At 67.7% G+C, this 23,531-nt stretch carries 20 protein-coding genes and 1 pseudogene; 12 read left to right on the top strand and 9 right to left on the bottom strand.

What is annotated here, in order from left to right; genetic code table 11:
- Nucleotides 1–40: 40 nt before the first annotated feature.
- The 6 genes from MFF06_RS02240 (at nucleotide 41) to MFF06_RS02215 (ending at nucleotide 7,593) form a co-directional block, all read left to right on the top strand.
- Entirely contained in the window at nucleotides 41–1,714 is a 1,674-nt protein-coding gene (locus MFF06_RS02240; protein ID WP_238201378.1) for an electron transfer flavoprotein-ubiquinone oxidoreductase, read from the top strand.
- A 102-nt stretch (nucleotides 1,715–1,816) separates the two neighbouring features.
- Nucleotides 1,817–2,098, top strand: coding sequence for a flagellar protein (locus MFF06_RS02235; RefSeq protein WP_238201377.1), 282 nt, complete (start codon nucleotides 1,817–1,819; stop codon nucleotides 2,096–2,098).
- Between the two features lie 165 nt (nucleotides 2,099–2,263).
- Nucleotides 2,264–4,138, top strand: a complete 1,875-nt coding sequence (locus MFF06_RS02230; RefSeq protein WP_238201376.1) for a tetratricopeptide repeat protein — start codon at nucleotides 2,264–2,266, stop codon at nucleotides 4,136–4,138.
- Nucleotides 4,139–4,491: 353 nt separating this feature from the next.
- Nucleotides 4,492–6,165: a formate--tetrahydrofolate ligase gene (locus MFF06_RS02225; RefSeq protein WP_238201375.1), complete on the top strand. Its 1,674-nt coding sequence runs from the start codon at nucleotides 4,492–4,494 to the stop codon at nucleotides 6,163–6,165.
- A 250-nt stretch (nucleotides 6,166–6,415) separates the two neighbouring features.
- Complete coding sequence (locus MFF06_RS02220; protein ID WP_238201422.1) at nucleotides 6,416–6,874, top strand: MarR family winged helix-turn-helix transcriptional regulator; 459 nt, start codon at nucleotides 6,416–6,418, stop codon at nucleotides 6,872–6,874.
- Nucleotides 6,871–7,593 (top strand): response regulator, encoded by a 723-nt coding sequence (locus MFF06_RS02215; protein ID WP_238201374.1) that lies wholly within the window; start codon nucleotides 6,871–6,873, stop codon nucleotides 7,591–7,593. Before MFF06_RS02220 ends, MFF06_RS02215 begins: the two co-directional genes overlap by 4 nt.
- 125 nt (nucleotides 7,594–7,718) lie before the next feature.
- Here the strand turns inward: MFF06_RS02215 and MFF06_RS02210 are convergent, their stop codons facing one another.
- Nucleotides 7,719–8,456: a YggS family pyridoxal phosphate-dependent enzyme gene (locus tag MFF06_RS02210; RefSeq protein ID WP_238201373.1), complete on the bottom strand. Its 738-nt coding sequence runs from the start codon at nucleotides 8,454–8,456 to the stop codon at nucleotides 7,719–7,721.
- Between the two features lie 152 nt (nucleotides 8,457–8,608).
- Here MFF06_RS02210 and leuS point away from each other — a divergent pair, with 152 nt between their 5' ends.
- From leuS to MFF06_RS02195, 3 genes are all read left to right on the top strand, one after another.
- Complete coding sequence (gene leuS / locus MFF06_RS02205; RefSeq protein WP_238201372.1) at nucleotides 8,609–11,188, top strand: leucine--tRNA ligase; 2,580 nt, start codon at nucleotides 8,609–8,611, stop codon at nucleotides 11,186–11,188.
- Nucleotides 11,189–11,507: 319 nt separating this feature from the next.
- Complete coding sequence (locus MFF06_RS02200) at nucleotides 11,508–12,509, top strand: asparaginase (protein WP_238201371.1); 1,002 nt, start codon at nucleotides 11,508–11,510, stop codon at nucleotides 12,507–12,509.
- A 112-nt stretch (nucleotides 12,510–12,621) separates the two neighbouring features.
- Nucleotides 12,622–13,152 carry an isochorismatase family protein gene (locus MFF06_RS02195; RefSeq protein ID WP_238201370.1) on the top strand — a complete coding sequence of 177 codons (531 nt, stop codon included), beginning with the start codon at nucleotides 12,622–12,624 and terminating at the stop codon, nucleotides 13,150–13,152.
- A gap of 16 nt (nucleotides 13,153–13,168) precedes the next feature.
- Here the strand turns inward: MFF06_RS02195 and MFF06_RS02190 are convergent, their stop codons facing one another.
- A complete protein-coding gene (locus MFF06_RS02190) occupies nucleotides 13,169–13,756 on the bottom strand; it encodes a sigma-70 family RNA polymerase sigma factor (RefSeq protein WP_238201369.1) in 588 nt (195 codons plus the stop codon).
- Nucleotides 13,753–13,986, bottom strand: coding sequence for a NepR family anti-sigma factor (locus MFF06_RS02185; RefSeq protein ID WP_238201368.1), 234 nt, complete (start codon nucleotides 13,984–13,986; stop codon nucleotides 13,753–13,755). Before MFF06_RS02185 ends, MFF06_RS02190 begins: the two co-directional genes overlap by 4 nt.
- Nucleotides 13,987–14,573: 587 nt before the next feature.
- Between MFF06_RS02185 and MFF06_RS02180 the strand changes: the two genes are divergently transcribed.
- Both MFF06_RS02180 and MFF06_RS02175 read left to right on the top strand, forming a co-directional pair.
- The gene (locus MFF06_RS02180) at nucleotides 14,574–16,016 is read left to right on the top strand and encodes a mannose-1-phosphate guanylyltransferase/mannose-6-phosphate isomerase (protein ID WP_238201367.1); all 1,443 of its coding nucleotides are present in this window, start codon (nucleotides 14,574–14,576) and stop codon (nucleotides 16,014–16,016) included.
- Between the two features lie 430 nt (nucleotides 16,017–16,446).
- Nucleotides 16,447–16,839: pseudogene (locus MFF06_RS02175) on the top strand (ISL3 family transposase); the annotation flags it as partial.
- Nucleotides 16,840–17,290: 451 nt separating this feature from the next.
- Here the strand turns inward: MFF06_RS02175 and MFF06_RS02170 are convergent.
- Genes MFF06_RS02170 through MFF06_RS02155 form a run of 4 tightly spaced genes read right to left on the bottom strand, consistent with a single transcriptional unit; the run spans nucleotide 17,291 to nucleotide 21,511 of the window.
- On the bottom strand, nucleotides 17,291–19,360 hold the full coding sequence (locus MFF06_RS02170; RefSeq protein ID WP_238201366.1) for a glycosyltransferase family 2 protein: 2,070 nt from the start codon (nucleotides 19,358–19,360) through the stop codon (nucleotides 17,291–17,293).
- Nucleotides 19,357–20,004 carry a DapH/DapD/GlmU-related protein gene (locus MFF06_RS02165; RefSeq protein WP_238201421.1) on the bottom strand — a complete coding sequence of 216 codons (648 nt, stop codon included), beginning with the start codon at nucleotides 20,002–20,004 and terminating at the stop codon, nucleotides 19,357–19,359. Before MFF06_RS02165 ends, MFF06_RS02170 begins: the two co-directional genes overlap by 4 nt.
- A complete protein-coding gene (locus MFF06_RS02160) occupies nucleotides 20,001–21,098 on the bottom strand; it encodes a DegT/DnrJ/EryC1/StrS family aminotransferase (RefSeq protein WP_238201365.1) in 1,098 nt (365 codons plus the stop codon). Before MFF06_RS02160 ends, MFF06_RS02165 begins: the two co-directional genes overlap by 4 nt.
- Nucleotides 21,095–21,511, bottom strand: a complete 417-nt coding sequence (locus MFF06_RS02155) for a sugar 3,4-ketoisomerase (protein WP_238201364.1) — start codon at nucleotides 21,509–21,511, stop codon at nucleotides 21,095–21,097. The genes MFF06_RS02160 and MFF06_RS02155 overlap by 4 nt, the downstream gene beginning before the upstream one ends.
- A gap of 210 nt (nucleotides 21,512–21,721) precedes the next feature.
- Between MFF06_RS02155 and MFF06_RS02150 the strand changes: the two genes are divergently transcribed.
- Nucleotides 21,722–21,919 (top strand): hypothetical protein, encoded by a 198-nt coding sequence (locus MFF06_RS02150; RefSeq protein ID WP_238201363.1) that lies wholly within the window; start codon nucleotides 21,722–21,724, stop codon nucleotides 21,917–21,919.
- A 216-nt stretch (nucleotides 21,920–22,135) separates the two neighbouring features.
- Here the strand turns inward: MFF06_RS02150 and MFF06_RS02145 are convergent, their stop codons facing one another.
- Both MFF06_RS02145 and MFF06_RS02140 read right to left on the bottom strand, forming a co-directional pair.
- Nucleotides 22,136–22,327 carry a hypothetical protein gene (locus tag MFF06_RS02145; protein WP_238201362.1) on the bottom strand — a complete coding sequence of 64 codons (192 nt, stop codon included), beginning with the start codon at nucleotides 22,325–22,327 and terminating at the stop codon, nucleotides 22,136–22,138.
- An 88-nt stretch (nucleotides 22,328–22,415) separates the two neighbouring features.
- Nucleotides 22,416–23,519, bottom strand: coding sequence for a helix-turn-helix transcriptional regulator (locus MFF06_RS02140; protein ID WP_238201361.1), 1,104 nt, complete (start codon nucleotides 23,517–23,519; stop codon nucleotides 22,416–22,418).
- Nucleotides 23,520–23,531: the final 12 nt, after the last annotated feature.

Below are 23,531 nucleotides of genomic sequence, written 5' to 3'. Positions count from 1 at the left end.
CGGCAGCCAAAGCCGACAACGACGAACAGGAGTGGTGAGGATGGCGCTGCCCGAGCGGGAAAGCATGGATTTCGACGTGGTGGTGGTCGGCGCCGGTCCGGCGGGCCTCTCCGCCGCGATCCGCCTGAAGCAGCGCGCCGCCGAGATCGGCGAGGAGATCAGCGTCGTCGTGGTGGAGAAGGGCTCCGAGGTCGGCGCCCACATCCTGTCCGGCGCGGTCATCGACCCGATCGGCCTCGATGCCCTGCTGCCGGAGTGGCGCACCGATCCCGAGCGCCCGCTCAAGACCGCCGTCGAGCGCGACGAGTTCATGATGCTCACCAAGAACAGCGGCATCACCCTGCCGAACCTGTTCTTCCCCAAGCTGATGTCGAACCACGGCAATTTCGTCGGCTCGCTGTCGAACGTGTGCAAATATCTCGGCGCGCAGGCCGAGGCGCTCGGCGTCGAGATCTATCCGGGCTTCCCGGCCGCCGAGGTGCTGTTCGACGAGGCGGGCGCCGTGGTCGGCATCGCCACGGGCGACCTCGGCATCGGCAAGGCGGGCGAGCCGCGCGACGACTACACCCGTGGCATGGAGCTGCGCGGCAAGTACACGGTGTTCGGGGAGGGCGCCCGGGGCAACCTGACGAAGGGGCTCATCGCGCGCTACGGCCTCAACGCCCACAGCGACCACTTCAAGTACGGGCTCGGCGTGAAGGAGCTGTGGCAGCTCGCGCCGAACAAGTTCGAGCCCGGCCTCGTCCGGCACACGATGGGCTGGCCCCTGCCGAACAAGGCGGGCGGCGGCTCGTGGCTCTACCACTTCGACGACCACCTGCTCTCGGTCGGCTTCGTCACGCACCTGAACTACGAGAACCCGACCCTGTCGCCGTTCGAGGAGTTCCAGCGCTTCAAGACCCACCCGATGATCGCGGAGACCTTCGAGGGCGCCAAGCGCATCGGCTACGGCGCGCGGGCGATCATGGAGGGCGGTTGGCAATCGGTGCCGAAGCTGGTGTTCCCCGGCGGCTGCCTCGTGGGCTGCTCGGCGGGCTTCGTGAACGTGCCCCGCATCAAGGGCTCGCACAACGCGGTGCTGTCGGGCATGCAGGCCGCCGACGCCATCGCGGACGCCCTCAAGGCGGGCCGCCAGGGCGACGAGCTGACGGCCTACGACCAGGGCTGGCGCGACAGCCCCATCGGGCACGACCTCAAGCCCGTGCGCAACGTGAAGCCGCTCTGGTCCAAGTACGGCACGCTCGTCGGCGTCGGCCTCGGCGGGATCGACATGTGGGCGACGAGCATCCTCGGCACCTCGCCCTTCGGCACGCTCGGCCACGGCAAGCCGGACCATGCCTGCCTCAAGCCCCTCTCGGAGGTGACGCCGATCACCTACCCGAAGCCGGACGGCAAGCTGACCTTCGACCGGCTCTCCTCGGTCTACCTCTCGAACACCAACCACGAGGAGGATCAGCCGCCCCACCTCAAGGTGCGGGACATGGAGTTGCAGAAGCGCTCCGAGCACGACGTGTTCGGCGGCCCCTCCAACCGGTATTGCCCGGCCGGCGTCTACGAATGGGTGGAGGATGCCGCCGCCTCGGACGGCGTGCGCTTCCAGATCAACGCGCAGAACTGCGTCCACTGCAAGACCTGCGACATCAAGGACCCGAACCAGAACATCGACTGGGTGACGCCCGAGGGGCCGGGCGGGCCGAACTACCCGAACATGTGAGGCCGTCGGCGGGCGGCGGCGAGACGATCGCTCAAATGCGAGCGATCGTTTCCGCCCGATCTTCATGCCTCGCGCCGATCCTCGCCTCCTTGCGAGGTGACCATGTTCGAAGCCTTCTCGATCGCCACCGGCGGCATGCAGGCGGCCTCCCGCCAGCTGGACAGGGCCGCCCAGCAGATCGCGTCGCTGGGGGCCTCCACCCCCTCGACGAACCCCGCCATCACCGGCGACGCGGGCGGCAACGCCCTGCCGCCCGCCGCCACCGTCGACCTGTCGTCGAGCGTCCTCGACGTGCTCGACGCCCAGACGAACTTCGCCCTGAACGCCAGGGTCGCGCGGGCCGCCGACGAGATGGCCCAGCGCACCATCGACATGCTGGTCTGACGGACGCCCGCACGGGCCCGTGAACCCCGCGCCATCCTTTCGCCTTGCGGCGGTGGCGGGATGGGTTCAGTCTCCCGGGCGCCTTTCGCCCGGGCCCGTCGCCCAGCATTTTCAGGCGCCCGGCCCTTGCCTCAAGGGTTCGGCGCCCAGGAGCCGGATCGGTTCATGACGACATCTCGCGCCCGCCGGAACGCTTCGGCGCTCGCCCTGCTGCTCGCCGCCGGGATGATTCCCGGGGCGCTGGCCGCGCAGCCCAAGGATTCCGCCTCGTCCTCGGCCCGGGACTACGAGCCCGCCGAATCCCTCGAGGGCAACTTCCTCTCCGCCTACATCGCCGGCGCCGCCCGCGACACGACGGCGGCGGCCACCTTCTACCGCGAGGCGGTGCGGGCGGACCCGCGCAACGCCGAGCTGGTGGAGCGGGCCTTCATCTCGCTGCTGGCCGACGGCGCGCTGACCGACGCCTTCCGCACTGCCGAGAAGCTCGTGGCCCGCGACCCGACGAACGGGCTCGCCAACCTCTCCCTCGGGGTGCGGCAGATCAAGGCGGGCCAGTGGGCGCAAGCCCGGCAGAACTTCTCCCGCAGCGGGCGCGGCGCCGCCACGGACCTGACCGCCACGCTGCTCACCGCCTGGTCCTATGCCGGCGCGGGTGACGGCAAGCGCGCGCTGGAGACCGTCGCCAAGCTGAAGGGCGAGCGCTACTACAACACGTTCCGGGACTACCATGCCGGCCTCATCGCCGCCGTGATCGGCGACAACAACGAGGCCGAGGCACGCCTGCGCGCCGCCTACGACGCCGACCGCAACACCCTGCGGATCGTCGATGCCTACGCCCGCCAGGAGGCGAGCATGGGCCGCACCGACCTCGCGATCCAGGCCTATACCGAGTTCGATCGCCTCTCGCCCCGCCATCCGCTGGTGCGCGACGCCCTGGAGAAGCTGAAGGCGGGCAAGCCGCTGGGCAAGCTCGTCGCCAACGCCCAGGAGGGCGCCGCCGAGGTGCTCTACGGCCTCGGCTCCGCCGGCTCGACGCAGGGTGACGAACTCCCGGCGGTGATCTACCTCCGGCTCGCCCTCTACCTCGCCCCGGACCATGCCCTCGCCCGCCTGACGCTGGCCGACACCCTCGACCGGATGAAGCAGCCGGAGCGGGCCAACGAGGCCTATGCGCAGATCCCGGCCGATTCGCCTCTGAAGCTGAATTCCGACATCCAGATCGGGCTCAACCTCGAGCAGATGGGCAAGAGCGACGAGGCCGTCGCCCAGCTCGACGCCGCGATGAAGGCCCACCCGAACGACATCGACCTCATCACTGCGCTGGGGAACGTGCAGCGCTCGCGCAAGCAATACGCCGAGGCGGCCGCCACCTACACCCGCGCCATCGACCTGATCGGCGACAGGCCCCTCACCAACTACTGGACCACTTTCTACTTCCGCGGCGTCGCCTTCGAGCGCGCCAAGCAGTGGCCCAAGGCCGAGGCCGACCTGAAGAAGGCCCTCTCCCTGGTGCCGGAGGGCCAGCCCGCCGCCCGGGCGCAGGTTCTGAACTACCTGGGCTATTCCTGGGTCGATCAGAACATGAACATCGACGAGGCCTTCAAGATGCTGAAGCAGGCGGCGGACGCCTCGCCGCGCGACGGCATGATCGTCGACAGCCTGGGCTGGGCCTATTACCGCCTCGGCCGCTGGGACGACGCGGTGCGCGAGTTGGAGAAGGCCGTCGAACTGAAGCCGGGCGATCCGACCATCAACGACCACCTCGGCGACGCCTACTGGCGCGACGGCCGCCGCCTCGAGGGCAAGTTCCAGTGGCAGCACGCCAAGGACCTGAACCCCGAGCCGGACGACCTCGCCCGCATCAACGACAAGCTCAAGAACGGCCTGCCCGATACCGAGAAGCCGACGGCCACCGCGGAGAACCCGCCCGCGCCGGTGGCGGCGCCCCACAACCCGGACAACCCGGAGCTGCCGAAGGGCGCCCCGCAGCCCCACGAGGCTCCGGGGGCGGCGGACAAGGCCAAGAAGTCGGGAGGCTAGCCCTTCCCCCTCCCGGCGGGGTCGTGGCGGCACTTGCTCGACCTCGCCCCGAGGGCCTTGGCCGGACAGATCATGCGGCTCAGACCCCTCAGCGTCCTTGCGAGCGAAGCAATCCAGGGCAGCGGGCCGTTTCCGAGGGTAGCGCATCCCTGGATTGCTTCGCTTACGCTCGCAAAGACGGAGAGGCCCGCCCCACCGGCGACAAGTCCTTTTTGTCGGCCGCTTGAGAAAAATCGGCGCGCATTTCCCGGCGCTTTGCCTCACATTACCGGCCACGATCGCATAGAGCCGCCCTCTGAGCGGCCGGCCCCGCGCGGCGGGAGCCCGAGTGCGGCTGATTGGGAGGGAAAGGCATGCCGTCCGATATCGAGATCGCCCGCGCGGCGACCCTGAAGCCGATCGCGCAGGTGGCCGAGAAGCTCGGCATCCCGGACGAGGCGCTGCACAATTACGGCAAGCACATCGCCAAGCTCGACCACGGCTTCATCGCCGGGCTGGAAGGCCGCCCCGAGGGCAAGCTCGTCCTCGTCACCGCGATCTCCCCGACGCCCGCGGGCGAGGGCAAGACCACCACGACTGTCGGCCTCGGCGACGCCCTGAACCGCATCGGCCAGAAGACCATGATCTGCCTGCGCGAGCCCTCGCTCGGCCCGTGCTTCGGCATGAAGGGCGGCGCGGCGGGCGGCGGCAAGGCGCAGGTCGTGCCGATGGAGCAGATCAACCTGCACTTCACCGGCGACTTCCACGCCATCACCTCCGCGCACAGCCTCGCGGCGGCCCTGATCGACAACCACGTCTACTGGGCGAACGAGCTCAACATCGACGTGCGCCGCATCTTCTGGCGCCGCGTCGTCGACATGAACGACCGGGCCTTGCGCGCCATCACCCAGTCGCTCGGCGGCGTCGCCAACGGCTTCCCCCGCGAGGACGGGTTCGACATCACCGTCGCCTCCGAGGTGATGGCGGTGTTCTGCCTCGCGAAGAACCTGGAGGATCTGGAGGAGCGCCTCGGCAAGATCGTCATCGCCGAGACCCGCGACCGCAAGCTCGTCACCCTCAAGGATGTGAAGGCCACGGGCGCCATGACGGTGCTCCTGAAGGACGCGCTGCAGCCGAACCTCGTGCAGACGCTGGAGGGCAACCCGGCCCTCATCCACGGCGGCCCCTTCGCCAACATCGCCCACGGCTGCAACTCGGTCATCGCCACCCGCGCGGGCCTGCGGCTCGCCGACTTCACGGTGACGGAGGCGGGATTCGGCGCCGACCTCGGGGCGGAGAAATTCTTGGACATCAAGTGCCGGCAGGCGGGCATCAGCCCCTCGGCGGTGGTGATCGTCGCCACCGTGCGCGCCCTCAAGATGCATGGCGGCGTCAACAAGAAGGATCTCGGCTCCGAGAACGTCGAGGCCCTGGAGAAGGGTTTCGCCAACCTCGCCCGGCACGTGACGAACGTGCGCAACTTCGGCCTGCCGGTCGTGGTGGCGGTGAACCACTTCTACGCCGACACGGATGCCGAGCACGCCAAGCTGAAGGCGCTCTGCAGCGAGAAGCTCGGCGTGGAGGCCATCACCTGCAAGCACTGGGCCGATGGCGGCGCCGGGGCCGAGGAGCTCGCCCACGCCGTGGTGAAGCTCTCCGAGGGCGGCGCGCAGGCGATCCGCTACACCTACGAGACGGAGACCAAGCTCTCGGACAAGATCCGCGCCATCGCCACGAAGCTCTACGGTGCGGCGGACGTGCAGATCGAATCGAAGGCGGCGCAGAAGCTCGCCTCCTTCGAGAAGGAGGGCTACGGCCACCTGCCGATCTGCATGGCCAAGACGCAGTACTCCTTCTCCACCGATCCGGCGCTGATCGGCGCGCCGGAGGGCCACACGGTGGCGGTGCGCGACGTGCGGCTCTCGGCGGGTGCCGGCTTCGTCGTGGCGATCTGCGGGGAGATCATGACCATGCCGGGCCTGCCCAAGGTCCCGGCGGCCGACACGATCCGCCTCGACGCAAACGGGCAGATCGACGGGCTGTTCTAGGGGGAACCAGAGGGCGCCTCGGCGCCCTCTGCCTCGAAAGCCATGCCAAGGATCCCATCCCATTCACCCGCCAGGCTTGACGGACCCTTGCTGCGCTGAGACACGTCACGGGCACTGACCTATCGCCCGTTCGGGGAGCGGCCGCGCCGTGAGACCGATAACCTCGCGCGACGAGCCATCCCTTCCGACACGGGCCGGACGCGCCAAGGACACGGGCGTCGCCCGGCCACCCGCGCCCGGCGGGGACGACCTGATCGAGCTGCTGTTCTTCGCCTACCGCGACTTCGTCGGCGATCCGGACCGGATCTTGGCCGATTACGGCTTCGGCCGGGCGCATCACCGGGTGCTCCATTTCGTGGATCGCTATCCCGGCCTGACCATCGCCGAATTGCTCGATATCCTGCGCATCACCAAGCAGAGCCTGAACCGGGTGCTCAAGGACCTGATCGGACAGGGTTACGTCGTGCAGCGGCCGGGCACGAGCGACCGGCGCCAGCGGCTCCTGTCCTGCACCGAATCGGGCGCGGCGCTCGCCGCCGACCTCACCCGCGTCCAGGCCCGGCGGCTCGCCCGTGCCCTCGCCTCGCCGGACGCGACGGCCTCACCGGAGGATTTCCTGATGGCGATGATCGAGCCCGAGGATCGCCCCGCCGTCCGCCGCCTGATGGCCCGGCGCACCCCGCGCCCGGCGGGCGGGGAGGGCGCATGACGTCGGCCTCCGCCCGGCCGGAGGCGGCCGACCTGCCCGACGAGGCGCCCCACATCCTCGTGGTCGACGACGACCGGCGCCTGCGCGAGTTGCTGGCGCGCTACCTCGTGGAGCAGGGCTTCCGCGTGACCGCCGCCGCCAGCGCCGCCGAGGCGCGGGCGCGGGCGCAGGCCCTGGTCTTCGACGCCATGGTGCTCGACGTGATGATGCCGGGCGAGAACGGCTTCGATTACGCCCGCAGCGTCCGCGAGACCTCGAAGGTCCCGATCCTGATGCTCACAGCCCGGTCCAACACCAACGACCGGGTGATGGGGCTGGAGATCGGCGCCGACGACTACCTGCCCAAGCCCTTCGACCCCCGCGAGCTGACGCTCCGGCTCAACAACATCATCAACCGCGGCCCCGTGCGCGCCCGGGAGGCGGATGCCGCGCCCGTGGCGTTCGGTCCCTTCGCGTATCGGCCGGACCGGGGGGAGCTGCGCCGGGACGGGGAGGTGATCCGCATCACCGAGCGGGAGCGGGAGATCCTCACCATCCTCTCCCAGGCCGCCGGCGCCGGGGTGGAGCGCGAGCAGCTCGCCGGGGACAGCGGCGCCGCCGCCGAGCGGGCGATCGACGTGCAGATCAACCGCCTGCGCCGCAAGCTCGAGGTCGATCCGGCCAACCCGACCTTCCTGCAGACGGTGCGCGGCGTGGGGTACCGGCTGGTGATCGATTGATCCGCGCGCGATGGCGACACCCTTCCCGTCATTGCGAGCAACGCGAAGCAATCCAGGGTCGCGGGACGCCGTGAAGGGGGGCGCATCCCTGGATTGCGTCACTGCGTTCGCAATGACGGTGCGGCCTACCCCTTCTTCAGCCGCTGCCCGAAGATCGCGGTGCCGACGCGGACATGGGTGGCGCCCACTTGGATCGCCGCCGGGTAATCGGCGCTCATGCCCATCGACAGGATCGGCAGGTTACGCTCGCGGGCGAGCTTCGCGAGCAGGGCGAAATGGGCCGAGGGCGGGTCCTCGACGGGCGGGATGCACATGAGGCCGTGGATCGCGAGCCCATGGGTGTCCCGGCACTCGGTGAGCAGGGTATCGAGCTGGTCCACGGGGATGCCGCTCTTCTGCGCCTCGTCGCCGGTGTTGACCTGGATGAGCAGCTTCGGCTCCCGCCCGGTGCGGGCGATCTCCTTGGCGAGGGCGGCGGCGAGCGAGAGCCGGTCGAGGGAATGAATTACGTCGAACAAGGCCACCGCCTCGCGGGCCTTGTTCGATTGCAGCGGGCCGACGAGGTGCAGTTCCACATCCGGGTACCGCTCCTTCAGGGCCGGCCATTTGGCGACCGATTCCTGCACGTAATTCTCGCCGAACAGGCGCTGCCCCGCCTCCAGCGCGGGGAGGATACCCTCGGCCGGAACCGTCTTCGAGATCGCGATGAGGTGGACGTCGGCCGGGTCGCGCTCGCTGTCGCGGGCGGCGCGGGCGACGCCCTCGCGCACCTCCGCGAGACCGGCGGCGACATCGGCCTCGCCCACGGGCGGGATGTGGCCCGTGTCGGCGCGGGGGGGCGGTCCGGGCAGGGGAGCGGGCATCGTGGGGTCTCCTCGGTCTCGTCGTCGACGGGGGCAAGCATGGACGCAGCCGCCATGCAAGGGGCGCCATGCAAGGCCCGTTGACCCGCCGCCTCCCGGATATGCTACTCCCGCCGCAAGAGAACCATGCACCCGCGACAGATCCCCGCCCGATGACCGACGCACCCACCCCGCTCGAACGCTACAACGCCAAGGATGCCGAGCCGCGCTGGCAGGCGGCGTGGTCCGAGGCGAAGATCTTCGAGACCGACAACGCCGACCAGCGCCCGAAATACTACGTGCTGGAGATGTTCCCCTACCCGTCGGGGCGCATCCACATGGGTCACGTCCGCAACTACGCGATGGGCGACGTGGTGGCCCGCTACAAGCGCGCCAAGGGCTTCAACGTGCTGCACCCGATGGGCTGGGACGCCTTCGGCCTGCCCGCCGAGAACGCCGCCATGGAGCGCAAGGTCAACCCGCGCGCCTGGACCTACGAGAACATCGCGACGATGCGCGGGCAGTTGCAGTCGATGGGCCTGTCCCTCGACTGGAGCCGGGAGATCGCGACCTGCGACCCGGCCTACTACAAGCACCAGCAGCGCATGTTCCTCGATTTCTTGGAGAAGGGCCTCGTGGCCCGGCGCACCGCGAAGGTGAACTGGGACCCGGTGGACCACACCGTGCTCGCCAACGAGCAGGTGATCGACGGGCGCGGATGGCGCTCCGGCGCCCTGGTGGAGCAGCGCGAGCTGACCCAGTGGTTCTTCCGCATCACGCATTTCGCGGAGGACCTGTTGAAGGCCCTCGACGGGCTCGACCGCTGGCCGGAGAAGGTCCGGCTGATGCAGAAGAACTGGATCGGCCGGTCCGAGGGCCTGGAGGTCCGGTTCGGCCTGACGCAGCCTGTTGCCGGCTACGGAGACGGCGTGACGGTCTACACCACCCGGCCCGACACGCTGTTCGGCGCCCGGTTCCTTGCCATCGCCGCCGACCATCCGATCGCCGCGGCGCTGGCTGGGGGCAATGAGGCGTTGCAGGGCTTCATCGCGGAGTGCCAGCGCATCGGCACGGCCCAGGCCGCCATCGATACGGCGGAGAAGCTCGGCTTCGACACGGGCCTCAAGGTCCGCCACCCCCTGGACCCGTCCTGGGAGTTGCCGGTCTACGTCGCGAACTTCGTGCTCATGGAGTACGGCACGGGCGCGGTGTTCGGCTGCCCGGCCCACGACCAGCGCGACCTCGATTTCGCGAACAAGTACGGGCTGGGCAACACGCCCGTCGTCTGTCCGGAGGGGCAGGACCCGGAGAGCTTCGTCATCACCGACACCGCCTATGACGGTGACGGGCGGATGATCCATTCGCGCTTCCTCGACGGGATGACCACCGACGCGGCCTTCGAGGCCGTGGCGAGCCGCCTGGAAGGGGAGGGGGCCGCCAGCCGCAAGGTGCAGTTCCGCCTGCGCGACTGGGGCGTCTCGCGCCAGCGCTACTGGGGCTGCCCGATCCCGATCATCCATTGCGAGAGCTGCGGCCCTGTGCCGGTGCCAGTGGAGGACCTCCCGGTGAAGCTGCCGGAGGAGGTCTCCTTCGATCAGCCAGGCAACCCGCTGGAGCGCGATGCCGCGTGGCGGCAGGTGCCGTGTCCGCGCTGCGGGGCCGCCGCCCGGCGCGAGACCGATACGATGGACACCTTCGTGGATTCCTCGTGGTACTTCGCCCGCTTCACGGCGCCGTGGCTTCAAGACCGGCCGACAGACCCGGAGACCGTGAACCGCTGGCTGCCGGTGGACCAGTATATCGGCGGCATCGAGCACGCGATCCTGCACCTGCTCTACGCGCGGTTCTTCACCCGGGCGATGCGCGAAACCGGCTGGTCCGGCGTGTCGGAGCCCTTCGCCGGGCTGTTCACCCAGGGCATGGTGGTCCACGAGACCTACAAGGACGAGGCGGGCGCCTGGGTCCCGCCGGCCGATGTCCGTCTCACCACGGAGGGCGGCGAGCGGCAGGCGTTTCACGTGAAAACCCACGGTCCGGTCACCATCGGATCGATCGAGAAGATGTCGAAGTCCAAGAAGAACGTCGTGGACCCCGACGACATCATCGCCAGCTACGGCGCCGACACCGCCCGCTGGTTCATGCTCTCCGACTCCCCGCCCGAGCGCGACGTGATCTGGACGGAGGAGGGCGTGCAGGGCGCGGCCCGGTTCGTCCAGCGCGTCTGGCGCCTCGTGAACGCGGCGGGCGCGGCCACCGGCGACGGGGCCGCCGATCTCGCGCTGCGCAAGGCCGCCCACCGGGCGCTTGCGGCGGTGGGGGAGGATGTCGAGCGCCTGCGCTTCAACCGCTGCGTCGCCCACATCTACACGCTGGCCAACGCCCTCGACGACGCCCTGCGCGGCGCCGTCTCGCCGACGGCGGCCCAGGAGGCGGCGGGCATCCTCGTGCAGCTCATCGCGCCGATGATGCCGCACCTCGCGGAGGAATGCTGGACGGCGCTTGGCCGGACCGGCCTCGTCGCCGCTGCGGAGTGGCCCGAGGCGGAGGCCGCCCTGCTGGTGGAGGACGAGATCACCCTGCCGGTGCAGATCAACGGCAAGAAGCGGGCGGACGTCACCGTGCCCCGCGATGCCGACGCCAAGGCCGTCGAGGCGGCGACCCTGGCCCTTGAAGCAGTCCAGAGGGTTCTGGAGGGCAAGGCGCCGCGCAAGGTGATCGTGGTGCCCGGCCGGATCGTGAACCTCGTGGTCTGACCGGTTCGTGGGGGCGGGGATCCGTTGCGAGACGCGATCATCGCCCCCGCTCCCGCCCTCCCCCTCATCCTGAGGTGCTGCGGAGCAGCCTCGAAGGAGGCCTCCAGGGGTCGCGGAGCGTGCTGGAGGCCTCCTTCGAGGCCCCCCGAGGCGGGCACCTCGGAATGAGGTTGAGGATTGGGGGAATTTCGCAACGGTCCCCGCAAGCGGGGAGGGGCGATCACTCTCGCTCCCGCCGGAGACTGAGGATGACGCCCAGGAGGAAGGCGGCGGGGCGGCGCCTTCTCCCGCGCGAGCAGAACGAGCAAAGGGGACAACCATGGCGGCCAAGCCGACGGTGGCTTTCATCGGCACGGGTGGGACGATCTCCTCCCTCGGCCGGGACAGCCTCGACATCCTCGATTACTCCGCCACCGACCGGCGCCTGGATGCCCAGGCCATCGTCGCGGCCGTGCCGGAGTTGGCGCGGGTCGCCGAAGTGCTGCCGGTGCCGTTCCGGGCGGTGCCGAGCCCGGCCATCGGCTTCGCCGAGTGGCGCGATCTCGTGCGCCTCTGCGAGGAGACCGTGGCCGCCCATCCCGAATGCGCTGGCATCGTCATCGGCCACGGCACGGCAACCCTGGAAGAGACCGCCTACGCCCTGAGCCTGACCCTCACCGTCCCGGTGCCGGTGGTGCTGGTCGGCTCGCAGCGCCCGATGAGCGCCCTCTCGTCCGATGCCGCCCTCAACCTCGTGGCAGCCGTCCGCACCGCCGCCGCGCCGGAATCCCGGGGCAGGGGGGTTCTCGTGGTGCTCAACGATGAGATCCAGGCAGCGCGGGACGTCACCAAGACCTCGGTCACCCGGCTGCAGACCTTCCGCACGCCGGATTTCGGCATCCTCGGCCATGTGGACGGCGACCGCGTGCATTACTACCGCCGCACCGAGCGCGCCCACGCGCCCGGGACCCCCTTCGACATCCGGTCCCTCGCGGGCCTGCCGCGGGTCGATATCGCCTACGCGTATGCCGATGCGGACGGCACCGCCGTGCGGGCCTTCCAGGCCGCCGGCGCGGAGGGCATCGTCTGCGCGGCCCTGGCGCCGGGGATGCTGCCGCCGGCCGAGGCGGAGGCCATCACGGCGGCGGCCGCCTCCGGTGTCGCGGTGGTGATGTCCACCCGCGCGGGCAGCGGTCTCGTCCCCCTCACCACGAGACTGCGGGACGAGGGCATCCTCAGCGCGGACACCCTGACGCCGCAGAAGGCAAGGATCCTCCTGGCGCTCGGCCTCACCGTCACGCAGGACCGGAGAACGCTGGCGGAGTTCTTCGCGCGTTACTGACGGCCATCCGCCCCGGCCCCTTCGTCGCCGCAAGCGCCGCGGGCAGGGCCCTTGTCCCCATCGCCCCGCCCTCCACTTGGGCGAGCAACCCCTTCTGGACGACGCCCGCTCCATGCTCCCTGCCATCGATCCCGCCCGCTCCCTGCTCGTCGTGATCGACCTCCAGGCCCGGCTCGTGCCGGTGATCGCGGAGGTGGACGGCGTGCTCGCCAACGCCAGGCATCTCGTCGAGGGTGCGGAGAAGCTCGGCGTGCCGGTCCTGCTCACCGAGCAGAACCCGGCCGGACTCGGCGGCACCGTCCCGGAGCTGGCGGGACGCGAGGCGATGGCGAAGATGGCGTTCGACGTCACCCGCACGCCGGGCTTCCTCGACCGGGTGCCCGCGCAGGCGGACGTGATCCTCGCAGGCTGCGAGGCGCATATCTGCGTCCTTCAGACGGCGCTCGGCCTCCTCGCGGCCGGCCGCCGGGTCCGCGTGGTGCAGGATGCGGTCGGTTCACGGCGGACCGAAAACCGCGACGCGGCGCTCCGGCGCCTCGCGGCCCAGGGCGCCGACATCGTCACCACCGAGATGGTCCTGTTCGAATGGCTCGGCAGCGCCGAGCATCCGCAGTTCCGCGAGATCGTCCGCGCCGTGAAGTGACGGAGCCGGGGAGGGGTCAGGACTCCTCCAGGGCGGCCCGGGTCGCCCCGTCCGCACCGATATCGTCCGTCCCCGCCATGCCGAGGGCCTCGATGAGGCGCACCCGGGCACGGCTCACCCGGCTCTTGATGGTGCCCACGGCCACGCCGCAGATCTCGGCCGCCTCCTCGTAAGTGAAGCTCTGGGCGCCGACGAGGATCAGCGCCTCGCGCTGGCTGTGCGGCAGGAGGTTCAGGGCATCCTGGAACTGCGCCATCTCCATCCGCACCTCCTGCTCGGGCAGGGAGGCGAGGCGCGCCGCATGGGCGCCTTCCGCGTCCTCCACCTCACGCTTGCGCTTGCGCTGCTCCGAGTAGAACAGGTTGCGCAGGATCGTGAACAGCCACGCCGTCAGGTTCGTCCCCCGGCGGAAGCTCGCCGCCTTGGTCCAGGCGCGCACGAGGGTGTCCTGCACGAGGTCGTCCGAACGGTCGAGGTCGTAGGTCAGCGAGAAGGCGAAGGCCCTGAGCGCCGGGATGGCGCCGAGCAGGAGGTCGCGCATCTCCGCATCGGCGCCCGGGGGCGTGCCGACGGGGCTGCCGGTCGGGGCGAGAGGCTGCATCATCGCGAGGTCTCCCGGTCGGCGCCCTCTGCCAGATCATCCAGCAGGGCGCGAAAGTGGTCGGGGATCGGCAGGGCCAGTACATGGCCGTAATGGCGCTGAAGCTCCTGGCCGATCCGGGCACGGGCCGTGGCGTCGATGGGACGCCGCGACGGTCGGCGGGGTGGACGGCCAGGGCCGGACCCCGCCCGCCGGGCGGGCGTTCCGTCATCTGTCCGGTCGTCGTGAGCCATCGCCTGTCTCGAGCCTGAAGGGGCGATCCGCGGGGCGATGTCCGGCGCGCCCTCAAGGCGCGACCAAGCCGAGACACCCCCCATCGCCTGATGTGGGGCTGGATAAAGGCAGGGGATTAAATCACCTCTGAATTGTATATTCAGGTGATATTAACCTGCTTGACCGTGTAATATTTCGGAAATGTAACAAGAAACAAAGTAGAAATACTTCAATCTTGGCCTTACAGCTTAGGCATTGCGGCTGAACGGTTGCTGACCGGTGCCGCCGCCGATGCCGTCTTCCCCTCCCGACGCCGGTTGCAGGATCTCCGGCGCGGCTGTGCCCGGGGGCCGCAGGCGGAGCCGGGTTGCCGTCCGCACTTTGCTGCGGCGCAACAACCGGCTACAACCGGCCCGCCGCGACGGGCCGGGCCGGGGCGGAGCCGATCCACCCGAACCGGCGAACCGGGGTGGTTAGGTTAAGACTGGATTTCCCGCGCCAAACGCGGTCGCGTTTGGTACAGGGCACTATACTCGGCGGATCGTCGTAAGACTTCGAGGGTCTGCGCGCCGCCCTGGAATCATTGTTCGAGCGCAGGAGCGGGCCGATGTCGGGTGAAACCACGGATCTCATTCATCCGGTCATCCTGTGCGGCGGCTCGGGCACCCGGCTGTGGCCCGCCTCGCGCGAGAGCTTCCCGAAGCAGTTCATTCCGCTGGCCGAAGCCCACCGCTCCTCCTTCCAGGCCACCGCCGCCCGCGTGACGGACACGGGCCTGTTCGCCCGCCCCGCCATCCTCACGGCCAACGATGCCCGCTTCATCGTGGCCGAGCAGCTCGCCCAGGCGCGGTTGTCCGCCGACATCCTGCTCGAGCCGTCCCGGCAGGATTCGGCCGCCGCCGTCACGGTCGCGGCGCTCCACGCCGCCGCGCAGAAGCCGGACGCGCTGGTGCTGATCCTCGCCGCCGACCATCTCGTGGGCGACGACGCCGCCTTCCTCACGGCGCTCCGCAACTGCCGCCCCGGCGCGAAGGCCGGCCACATCATGACCCTCGGTCTCGTGCCGACGAGCCCGGCCACCGCCTACGGTTACATCCAGCCGGGCGAGGCCCTGCCCGGCGAGGCGGGGCAGGCGGGCGCCCGGGTGGTCCAGCGCTTCCTGGAGAAGCCCGACGCCGCCCGCGCCGCCGGCCTGATCAGTGAGGGCGCCCTGTGGAACAGCGGCTACTTCATGTTCCGCGCAGACGTGATGCTCGACGAGATGCGCACCCACGCACCGCAGGTACTGGAGGCGGCGCAGGCCGCCTACGAGGCCGCCGCCCGCGACCTCGACTTCCTCCGCCTCGACGCCGAGGCCTTCGCGCGGGCGCCCAAGACCTCCGTCGATTACGCCGTCATGGAGCGCACCTCCCGCGCGGCCGTGCTGCCGGTCTCCTTCCCGTGGTCGGACATCGGCACCTGGGGCGCCCTGTGGGAGGTCTCGCCGCAGGACGCGGACGGCAACGCCACCCGTGGCCGCGTCGCGCTCCACGGCACCCGCAACAGCCTCGTCCACAGCGAGGGCGAGTTGCTGACCACCGTGGTCGGCCTCGACGACGTGGTGGTGGTGGCCACCTCCGACGCGGTGCTGGTCACGAGCCGCGAGCGCGGCGGCGAGGTGAAGACCCTCGTGGAGGGCCTGCGCGCCAAGGGCGAGCCGGAAGCCGACGCCCACCGGCTGATGTACCGCCCCTGGGGCAACTACCAGCGCATCGACATCGGCGCCCGCTTCCAGGTGAAGCGCATCACGGTGAAGCCCGGCGCGCGGCTCTCCCTGCAGAAGCACTATCACCGGGCGGAGCATTGGGTGGTGGTGCGCGGCACGGCCGAGGTGACGGTGGACGACGCGGTGAGCCTCGTCCACGAGAACGAGGCGATCTACCTGCCGATCGGCTGCGTGCACCGCCTGACGAACCCCGGCAAGATCCCGCTGGAGCTCATCGAGGTGCAGGTCGGCTCCTACACGGGCGAGGACGACATCATCCGCATCGAGGACGTCTACGGGCGCTGAAACCGGCGCGCCCGGAGCGTCTCCCGCACCCGGCGCCAGCGACCCTGGCATAGGGGTCGCTGCGGAACCGCGCGGCCTGCTCCTCGACGAAGGCCCCATCATCGGGGTCGTCGGGGCGGGACCGCTCCATCGCGGCGGCCAGGGCCTCGATCTCCTCGCGGGGAATGCGGCTTGGCCGGACGATGTGGTCGTAGACGTAGAGGACGACACCCGGTGCGGGCACGAGGGCTCCAGGCCCATAGGCGATCCACATCGTCGCCGATTCCTGTCAAACGGCGTGCAACTTTGGCTCTGACTCACTCTCGCTGATGCCGGCTGCGTCGAGGTTGCGGACATCCAGGATGGAGCCGCAGCCTGCGCCCCTGCTTCAGGCCGTCGAGCCTCGTACCTGCTGGATTCGTCGTCGATTACCGCGATGTCGGCACCGATCGGCACCCTCGTCTGCGATCTCGAACGCCGCCGCGTCGTAGCGCTCCTGCCCGACCGCGAGCAGGCCACCGCTCAGACATGGGCGAAGATGAACGGCTCGATCCGGATCGTCGCCCGCGATCGCGGGGGCGGATATGGCGAGGCCATCCCGTTCGCCGACCGGTGGCACCTCATGGAGAAGGCCGGACTTGGCTTCCTCGATGCCGTGCGCAGATCGATGCGACAGTCTCGAGAGGTCGTCGGCGCCGCCACGATCGATCCGGCGTTGCTCACTGCAGCTGAGCGCATCCAGTACGAGGGATGCCTGCGGTGGGAGGAGGCGGGCGCGGCCATCCGCGCGCTTGCCGAGGCGGGTGTCCCGATCCGCCGGATCTGCCAACGCCTGGGCCACAGTTGCACGCCGAAACACACCTCGGCCTCGAACTGGTCGCAGAAGGCCAGAGCACTCTCCCGCGTCGCCGCCCACTTCACTTGGGGCAGACGGCGCGGCGTGCGGAGACAAGGTCTCCAGTGCGCCCCGCCAACCGGCGACAACGGGATGGAGCGGGGGAGGGGGCGACGTTCTCTGACCTGCGGCCGAGTTACCGCAGAGCTAGAAAAGGAGCCATGCTGGAGCGGTAGGAGCGAAATGGCGATCGATGCGGCAATGGCACAGGCGGATCCCACTCTCGACACCATCCGAAAGCGGCCGCCGACCGAACGTCCCTCCTTGGACACACGACGGAGAGGCGGAAGCGAAAGCAGGCCTTGGGTCTTCTGAGCAAGACGATCCGCGAGCAAGCAGAGCTCGAACTCCAGTGGCGATTGGAAAATGAGCTGCCGGCACGACGCTGATGGCGAAATCTCTACCTATGGAAGCGATCTCGAATCCGTCGCAGCCTTTTCGTGATCAAGCGCAGCGGTACGGTCATCCGCCACGTCAGCCGCGACTTCATCCAGGCAACTGTTTCTTGCGTTGCCGCGAGCGTCTTACCTTGGGCTTCGATCTCACTCAGAAGCCGCCTTTCTTCGTGCCGAAGTGCGGCAATGACTGCCTTCTCTTCGGCAATGATGCGATCTCGTTGGCTTAATGCTGCATCCATCTCGCCGATCATGGAGTCGCGCTTCCAAACGGCCTGGGTGTTAAGGGCATCGACCCGTCCGCTCCAATCCCGCAGACGGTTGAACTGTTCGGATGTTTGCGCGTGTTCGTAGAGTGTTTCGAGGGCGAAGTTTCGGTGCGTGATCGCTTCGTGGCGCCGGGCAATGTCCGCGACACGCAAAGCGATCTGCTCATCCAGCACCCACTCCCTCTCGGTATCGAAGACCTCGGTGAACAGAGCCTCGTCAATCTCGGCAAAGCGCCTCAGAACCCGGCTGTGTTCGAAGGTTGAGCGTAGCATGACCTCCGCGGTCGGGGCGCTGGCGTTGGCGTGGTTGGCACGGATGCGGAAAGCCGTGAATGCATCCGGCAGCACGTGGATCTGGTGGCCCGCCACCAGCATCCGGATCCACATGTCGAAGTCCTGAAGATTGGCAAGACGCGGGTCGTACTGACCCGCTGCTGCATAAGCCTCACGGCGGATCATTGCGCTCGGCGCGTTGAGGACGTTGCCGTGATGAAAGAAGTACCGCAGCCATTCCCGGCGGGAAAAGCTCTCGAAGCGGAGCGGCAGCGTAAAATCGTTGAAGCCCGTCGTCGGGAGCCCCTGCTCATCCACCATTCGGGGGACGCCGAAGACAAGGGAAACTTCAGGATGGGTTTCGAGGAAGCCGACCTGCCGCCGCAGGCGTCCCGGCAGCGCCCAGTCGTCGGAGTTGAGGATCGCAAGATAGCGCCCTCGTGCCCGAGCGATCGCGGCGTTCATCGCCGTGGAGATACCGCGATTGTCCGGCCAGCACTCGAGGCGGATGCGCGGATCGTTGAAGCTGCGGATGACGTCCGCGGTACCGTCCGTCGAGCCGTCGTCCGTGACGACGATCTCAAAATCCTGGAACGACTGTGCCAGCACGCTTTCGATCGTCTGCCGGACATAGGGGGCGTGCTGGTAGCACTTCACCAAGACCGAGACGGTGGGCGCCGCTGACGGCGTTGCGTGAACAAGGGTCGGCAGCGACGCGGCATCCGCCCGGCGCAGACGCTGCTCCTCCCACCAAAACGGACGGATGGCGAGGCTCTCCGCCTCGGCCCCAATAAGGCCGGCGCTCTCGCGCTCCATCTCATCCCAGAAAGTGCGTAAGCGCTCGCGTCCCCAAAGGTAATGCTGGCCGAAACCCTGTTCGCGATCGGTGCGACCGAGCCGCCCCGCCTGGTTCGCCTCCCGCACCGCGTTCCGCTCGAAGCCAAGGTGTTTGTAGTGCCAGAGAAGAAGGGAGTCGGATGGGGGCAGTACGAGGTCGCCCTCGGGTACTGCCGCGTGGCGCCCCGGCCCGAAGCCGGTCTCCCGTAAGGCTTCCGGTTTGAAGATGCTGAGCTTGTTGAAGGCGAGTCGCGGACGCCCACGTGTGACGCGCTCCACGAGCAGCCCGGCATCGTCGGGCATCTCTGCATGGTTCAGGTCGAAACCGAGTGCCGGGATCAGGGTGACGCCTCGGTCGGCTTGCTCGAACAGATAATCCGCCATGACGCGGCCGGGGACGTGCAGATGCTCATCGATCGCCGTGACGACGATCCAATCGGCTTTGTGGCGGCTTTCCTTCCAGGCTTCGTTCTGGATCGTGCGGTGAGACAGGACGAAAGAGTCCGCATCGCTGCGGGGGAAGTCGCGCAGTTCGACCTTTGGGTGGGCGCGGAGGATCTCGCGGGAACCGTCCGTCGAGCCGTCGTCGTAGATGACGTATCGGTCCACCCAGGCGTCGTAGTGCCGGAAAAAGAAACCGAGCATGTCGGCTTCATCCCAGCACACGGTGTAGAGATGGACGATGGGGCGCGTCATCGAACGGCGATGCCCCTATAGCCGCCGATCCCCCGACGGACGATCCTGGCTGGGTTGCCGATGGCAAGGCACCCTTCCGGCACGTCCTTCGTGACGACTGAGCCTGCGCCGACTACGGCGTTCGCGCCGATGGACACCTCGGGCAGGATCGTCGCTCCCGCGCCGATGAACGCACCGGTGCCGAGGCCGACATGGCCTGCCAGCACGGCGCCGGGTCCAACCGACACGTAGTTGCCGCCTCGGACATGGTGGCCGAGGCTCGCCCCGCGATTGATGAAGGCGAAGACGCCGAACACACTCCCCGAGCCGAGGCTGCAGCCGGCATTGATGTAGGAACCCGCCCCCAGTTCCAGATGGCGCGGTGCGGCGATGCTGGGATCGATCAAGGTGAACGGTCGGCTGAGACCGTGTCGCGCGGCCTCTTCGGCGGCCGCCTGCCGGTGGCCCGGCGTGAAGAGAGGCACGAGAAACGGCAGGCTTCGCTCCTCAGGGGACACCTCCGCAGGTGTCAGGATCCGTGCCTCTCCCAGGAGGTGGGCCGGCCCCGGATGGTTGGCGATGCCGGCAACCAGGGGCAGATTCGCCCGGTACACGCTCTCTTCGACATCGACGACGATGGATGAGCCGATCCCGTAGAGGATCACGCCGCGCAACGAAGGCACTCCCGGATTGCCGCCGCGACGCGCTCCTCGTAACCCGTAGTGACCTCAGGCTGTATCGGCAGACTGAGGAGACTGTCGGCCAGCGCATCTGTCACTGGTAGGGGCGTACGGGCACCCTCAGTGAAGGCGGGATGGCGGTGCAAGCCTGGTGCGTAATGTACCGCCGTACCGATCCCCGCCGCCTCGAGCCGGTGTCTGAGCCCCTCCCGATCGGACACGGTCACCGCGAACTGATGATAGACGCTGCCCTCGCCCTCCGGGGGCAGGCCGACATCCGTGTCAGCGAGCAGGGTCCGGTAGCGGGCGGCGCTTGCCCGCCGGGCTAAATTGCCCTCGCCGAGATGCGGCAGCAGCGCGAGAAGGATCGCCGCCTGGATCTCATCAAGACGGGAATTGAAGCCGACCTGTCCGCTCACTCTCTCGCCTGGTGCGAAGCCGTAGTGGCGCAGGCTGCGCAGACGCGTGGCCAGACCTGGGTCGGCGGTCACCACCGCCCCGCCATCGCCGACTCCGCCGAGGTTCTTGGTCGGATAGAAGGAATAGGCTGCGGCGTGGCCGAAGCTGCCGAGCGCCTTGCCGTCGAGGGTCGCGCCGTGGCTCTGTGCGCAATCCTCCACGACCGCCAGACGGTGCTTCGCGGCTAGCGCCATCAGCGCTGGCATGTCGGCCGGGTGGCCGAACAGGTGAACGGGTACGATAGCAGCGGTGCGAGGCCCGATGGCAAACTCTGTCGCTGCGGGGTCGATGCAGCGGGTGACCGGATCGACCTCCACGAAGATCGGGCTCGCGCCGCAATGCAGGATCGCCTGAGCGGTGCCGGCGAATGTCATCGAGGGCAATAACACCTCGTCGCCTGGCCCAATTTCCAGTGCCCGCAGAGCCAGCGCCAACGCATCCGTGCCAGAGGCCACGCCGATGCAGAACTTGGCCCCCGCTGCCGCCGCGAAGGCTGTTTCGAAAGCGTCAACCGCCTCCCCCAGAATGTAGGAGGAGCCGGAGAGGACGCGGGCAACCGCTGCGTCGATCTCGTTTCGAAAACGGGCAATGCGCAGGGGCGGCGCCGCCTGCGGAATCATGCCGAGCACAGGATTCGTGCCACGCTCGTCTGCGGACGGTCAAAATGGCGGGTGTCCTCGTAGCGCTCAGAGGCGCAGACGAGTAACGCGGTACGAGGTGCAAACTCCTTGAGTACGATAAGTATTCCTGCTCTAATCCATAGTGCCTCGTTGTTGCTTTCTAGCCGTACTGACCGACGATGGTAGCCATTATCGACTTCGACAGTAACCGCACCACTGACGACGCTGATTAATTCGTCGCAGGAATTTGCGTGACCACCGCGATCAGGCCCTGAATGATCGACAGTGATTACAAATACGCGCTTTGGATAAAAAGGTACATTACCAAATTCTTCAAATGAAATAAGATTTCCGCGCGGATCACTGTGTACGACCTGCGGTAAAAGATCGACTCCCTCGATGATCTTGCTCAAGATCATATTCAACCTTCCGACAATAATAATTTGCCAGATATCGTATCTTCTCACGGCTTTGTGTACAATTGCCAAATTTACCCGGATCAAATCGGGATCTTTATCGTCAAACGCAGGGATAGTTGCGCAGAACACGATCTGAGACGCATGCGGCTTCCATTTTGCGGACGTACAAGACGGTCTGCGGCGCGAGCGCCCTGTCTCCCGGGAATGGACGCCACCGACCGTGACAGCGCCATGGCCGCGCGGGACGCCGCCGAAGACCTGCTCGCCCTCTGCTGGCCGGTGCGCTCTTCCGGGGACGATCTTAAGACGTGGAGGATCGGCGATTCCGAGTTGACCGACGAGGAGCTGATCGGCCTTGCGACCCGGCGGGAGATCCTGTCGGCGGCCGGGCTGGTACAGTAGCGAGCGGCAATGAGACGATGAAGGCGACGATCTGAATGTCCGTCATGGCGTGAGACCTTTCAGGACCGTGCGGGCCGCGAGGTGCCGGAAACCGCTTGCTGCGTGAAAGATCGCGATGCCTAGCGCATCGATCCACTCGGAGGCGACAGCCGAGACTGGAGAAATTGATGCAAAGACAATTAGCTAGTGCAGACTCGCATGAACGAAGTGGGTGCGTCACTGCACTAGCGCGAGCGTCAACGCCGACAGGTGCGGACCGGTGCCAAGGCCGAACACGGCCGCGACGAGAGGCGCGACGACGCCAGCCGTGAGGAGGCCCCCGGCCGCCGGATTGAGACAGGTCGCCGTCAGCTTCGTCCGCTCATTCGTGACGAGCTTGCGGGCCGGAATCTGGCCCTCAGCGCCCACGCCTTCCGCTCCCGGAACCGGATCCCGGCCCCGCCCCCGTTCTCGGGATTGATTTTCACGCAGGTGACGTCGAAACGGAGGGCAACCTTCATGTTTTTGTCATCGGCGGGGTCGGTAGAGTAGAGCCGGCAAGAAGCTTAACTAACTCCGCCTGCCGCGATACGCCCGTCTTCGACATTACAGACTTCAATTGTGATCTTACAGTCGCAGAAGAGGTACCAAAACTCAGCGATAAGTCAGCCACCGTGCTGCCGCTTACAATTCCTCGGGCAACGCGTGCCTCGGCAGCTGTTAGGTCGAAGAGGCCTTCAAGGACTGACAAGTCCGGCGCATGCGACGTCGTCAAAGGTGTAAGTACCGCGATTGCTTCTGCTGATACGAATAGGTCGATAGCCGATCGGCGGATCGGTAGCAGATGTAGGACCGTAGGAACCTGATCCCCGCGAGCGGCAAGGGGGATAGATCGCGGCGCGACGCTCGCTCGATAGGAGAGTTCGATCAGCGCGTTCGATAAAAGGGCATCAGCGGCCGGATCGGTGAGGGCAAAGCGGGCTCCGTCAAGAACCTGATCACCGAGCAGCCTTTCGCACATCCGGTTCATCGCCAGGGGCCGGCCTTTTCGCCCCAAGACCACTGCTGCGAGCCCGACAATCTCCAGCGCTTGAGCGGCAGCTCGAACGGTTTGCAAACGCATGCGCGCAGCCATCATGGCGGCACGAGCGAGGTGGGGTCGCATACCATCTAATCGACTGACGGCATCGGCTGGGAAAGGCCCCCGCTCAAGAGAGCGCTCGACATCGAAGATGAGCCGATCTCCAGTAGGAACCTTGATGACGCTAGCGGCTCCCGTTCCAAAACCACGGGGATTGAAGAATTCTTGAAACACTGGTTCACGAGCAAACTCGTCAGTGGTATAAATATCCAGATCTGTGACAAATCCTGCGTGTTTTTTGGCTAGTAAGCGCTTTGTTCTGTCGGTACGATTGAACCAGCCTTGAGATATATAATCCCGCATGGTGTCCGAAAAATTTGCCGTTGTTACAAGCTGAGATACATCCAGACTTTCTGCAAATAATACAGCTGCGTCCGCTCCGCCGTAATTCGCAAGAGTGGTAAGAACGTCAGGCCAAAGCTCAGGAAGGACTGCAGCTTCGTAGATGCGATCTACAAGATCCCCTTCCTGGTCAGACATAATTGGCAGCCC

The sequence above is a fragment of the Methylobacterium aerolatum genome (genome assembly GCF_022179085.1).
GTDB classification, from domain to species: Bacteria; Pseudomonadota; Alphaproteobacteria; order Rhizobiales; family Beijerinckiaceae; genus Methylobacterium; species Methylobacterium aerolatum.
This window is presented reverse-complemented; position numbering and strand designations above follow the sequence as displayed.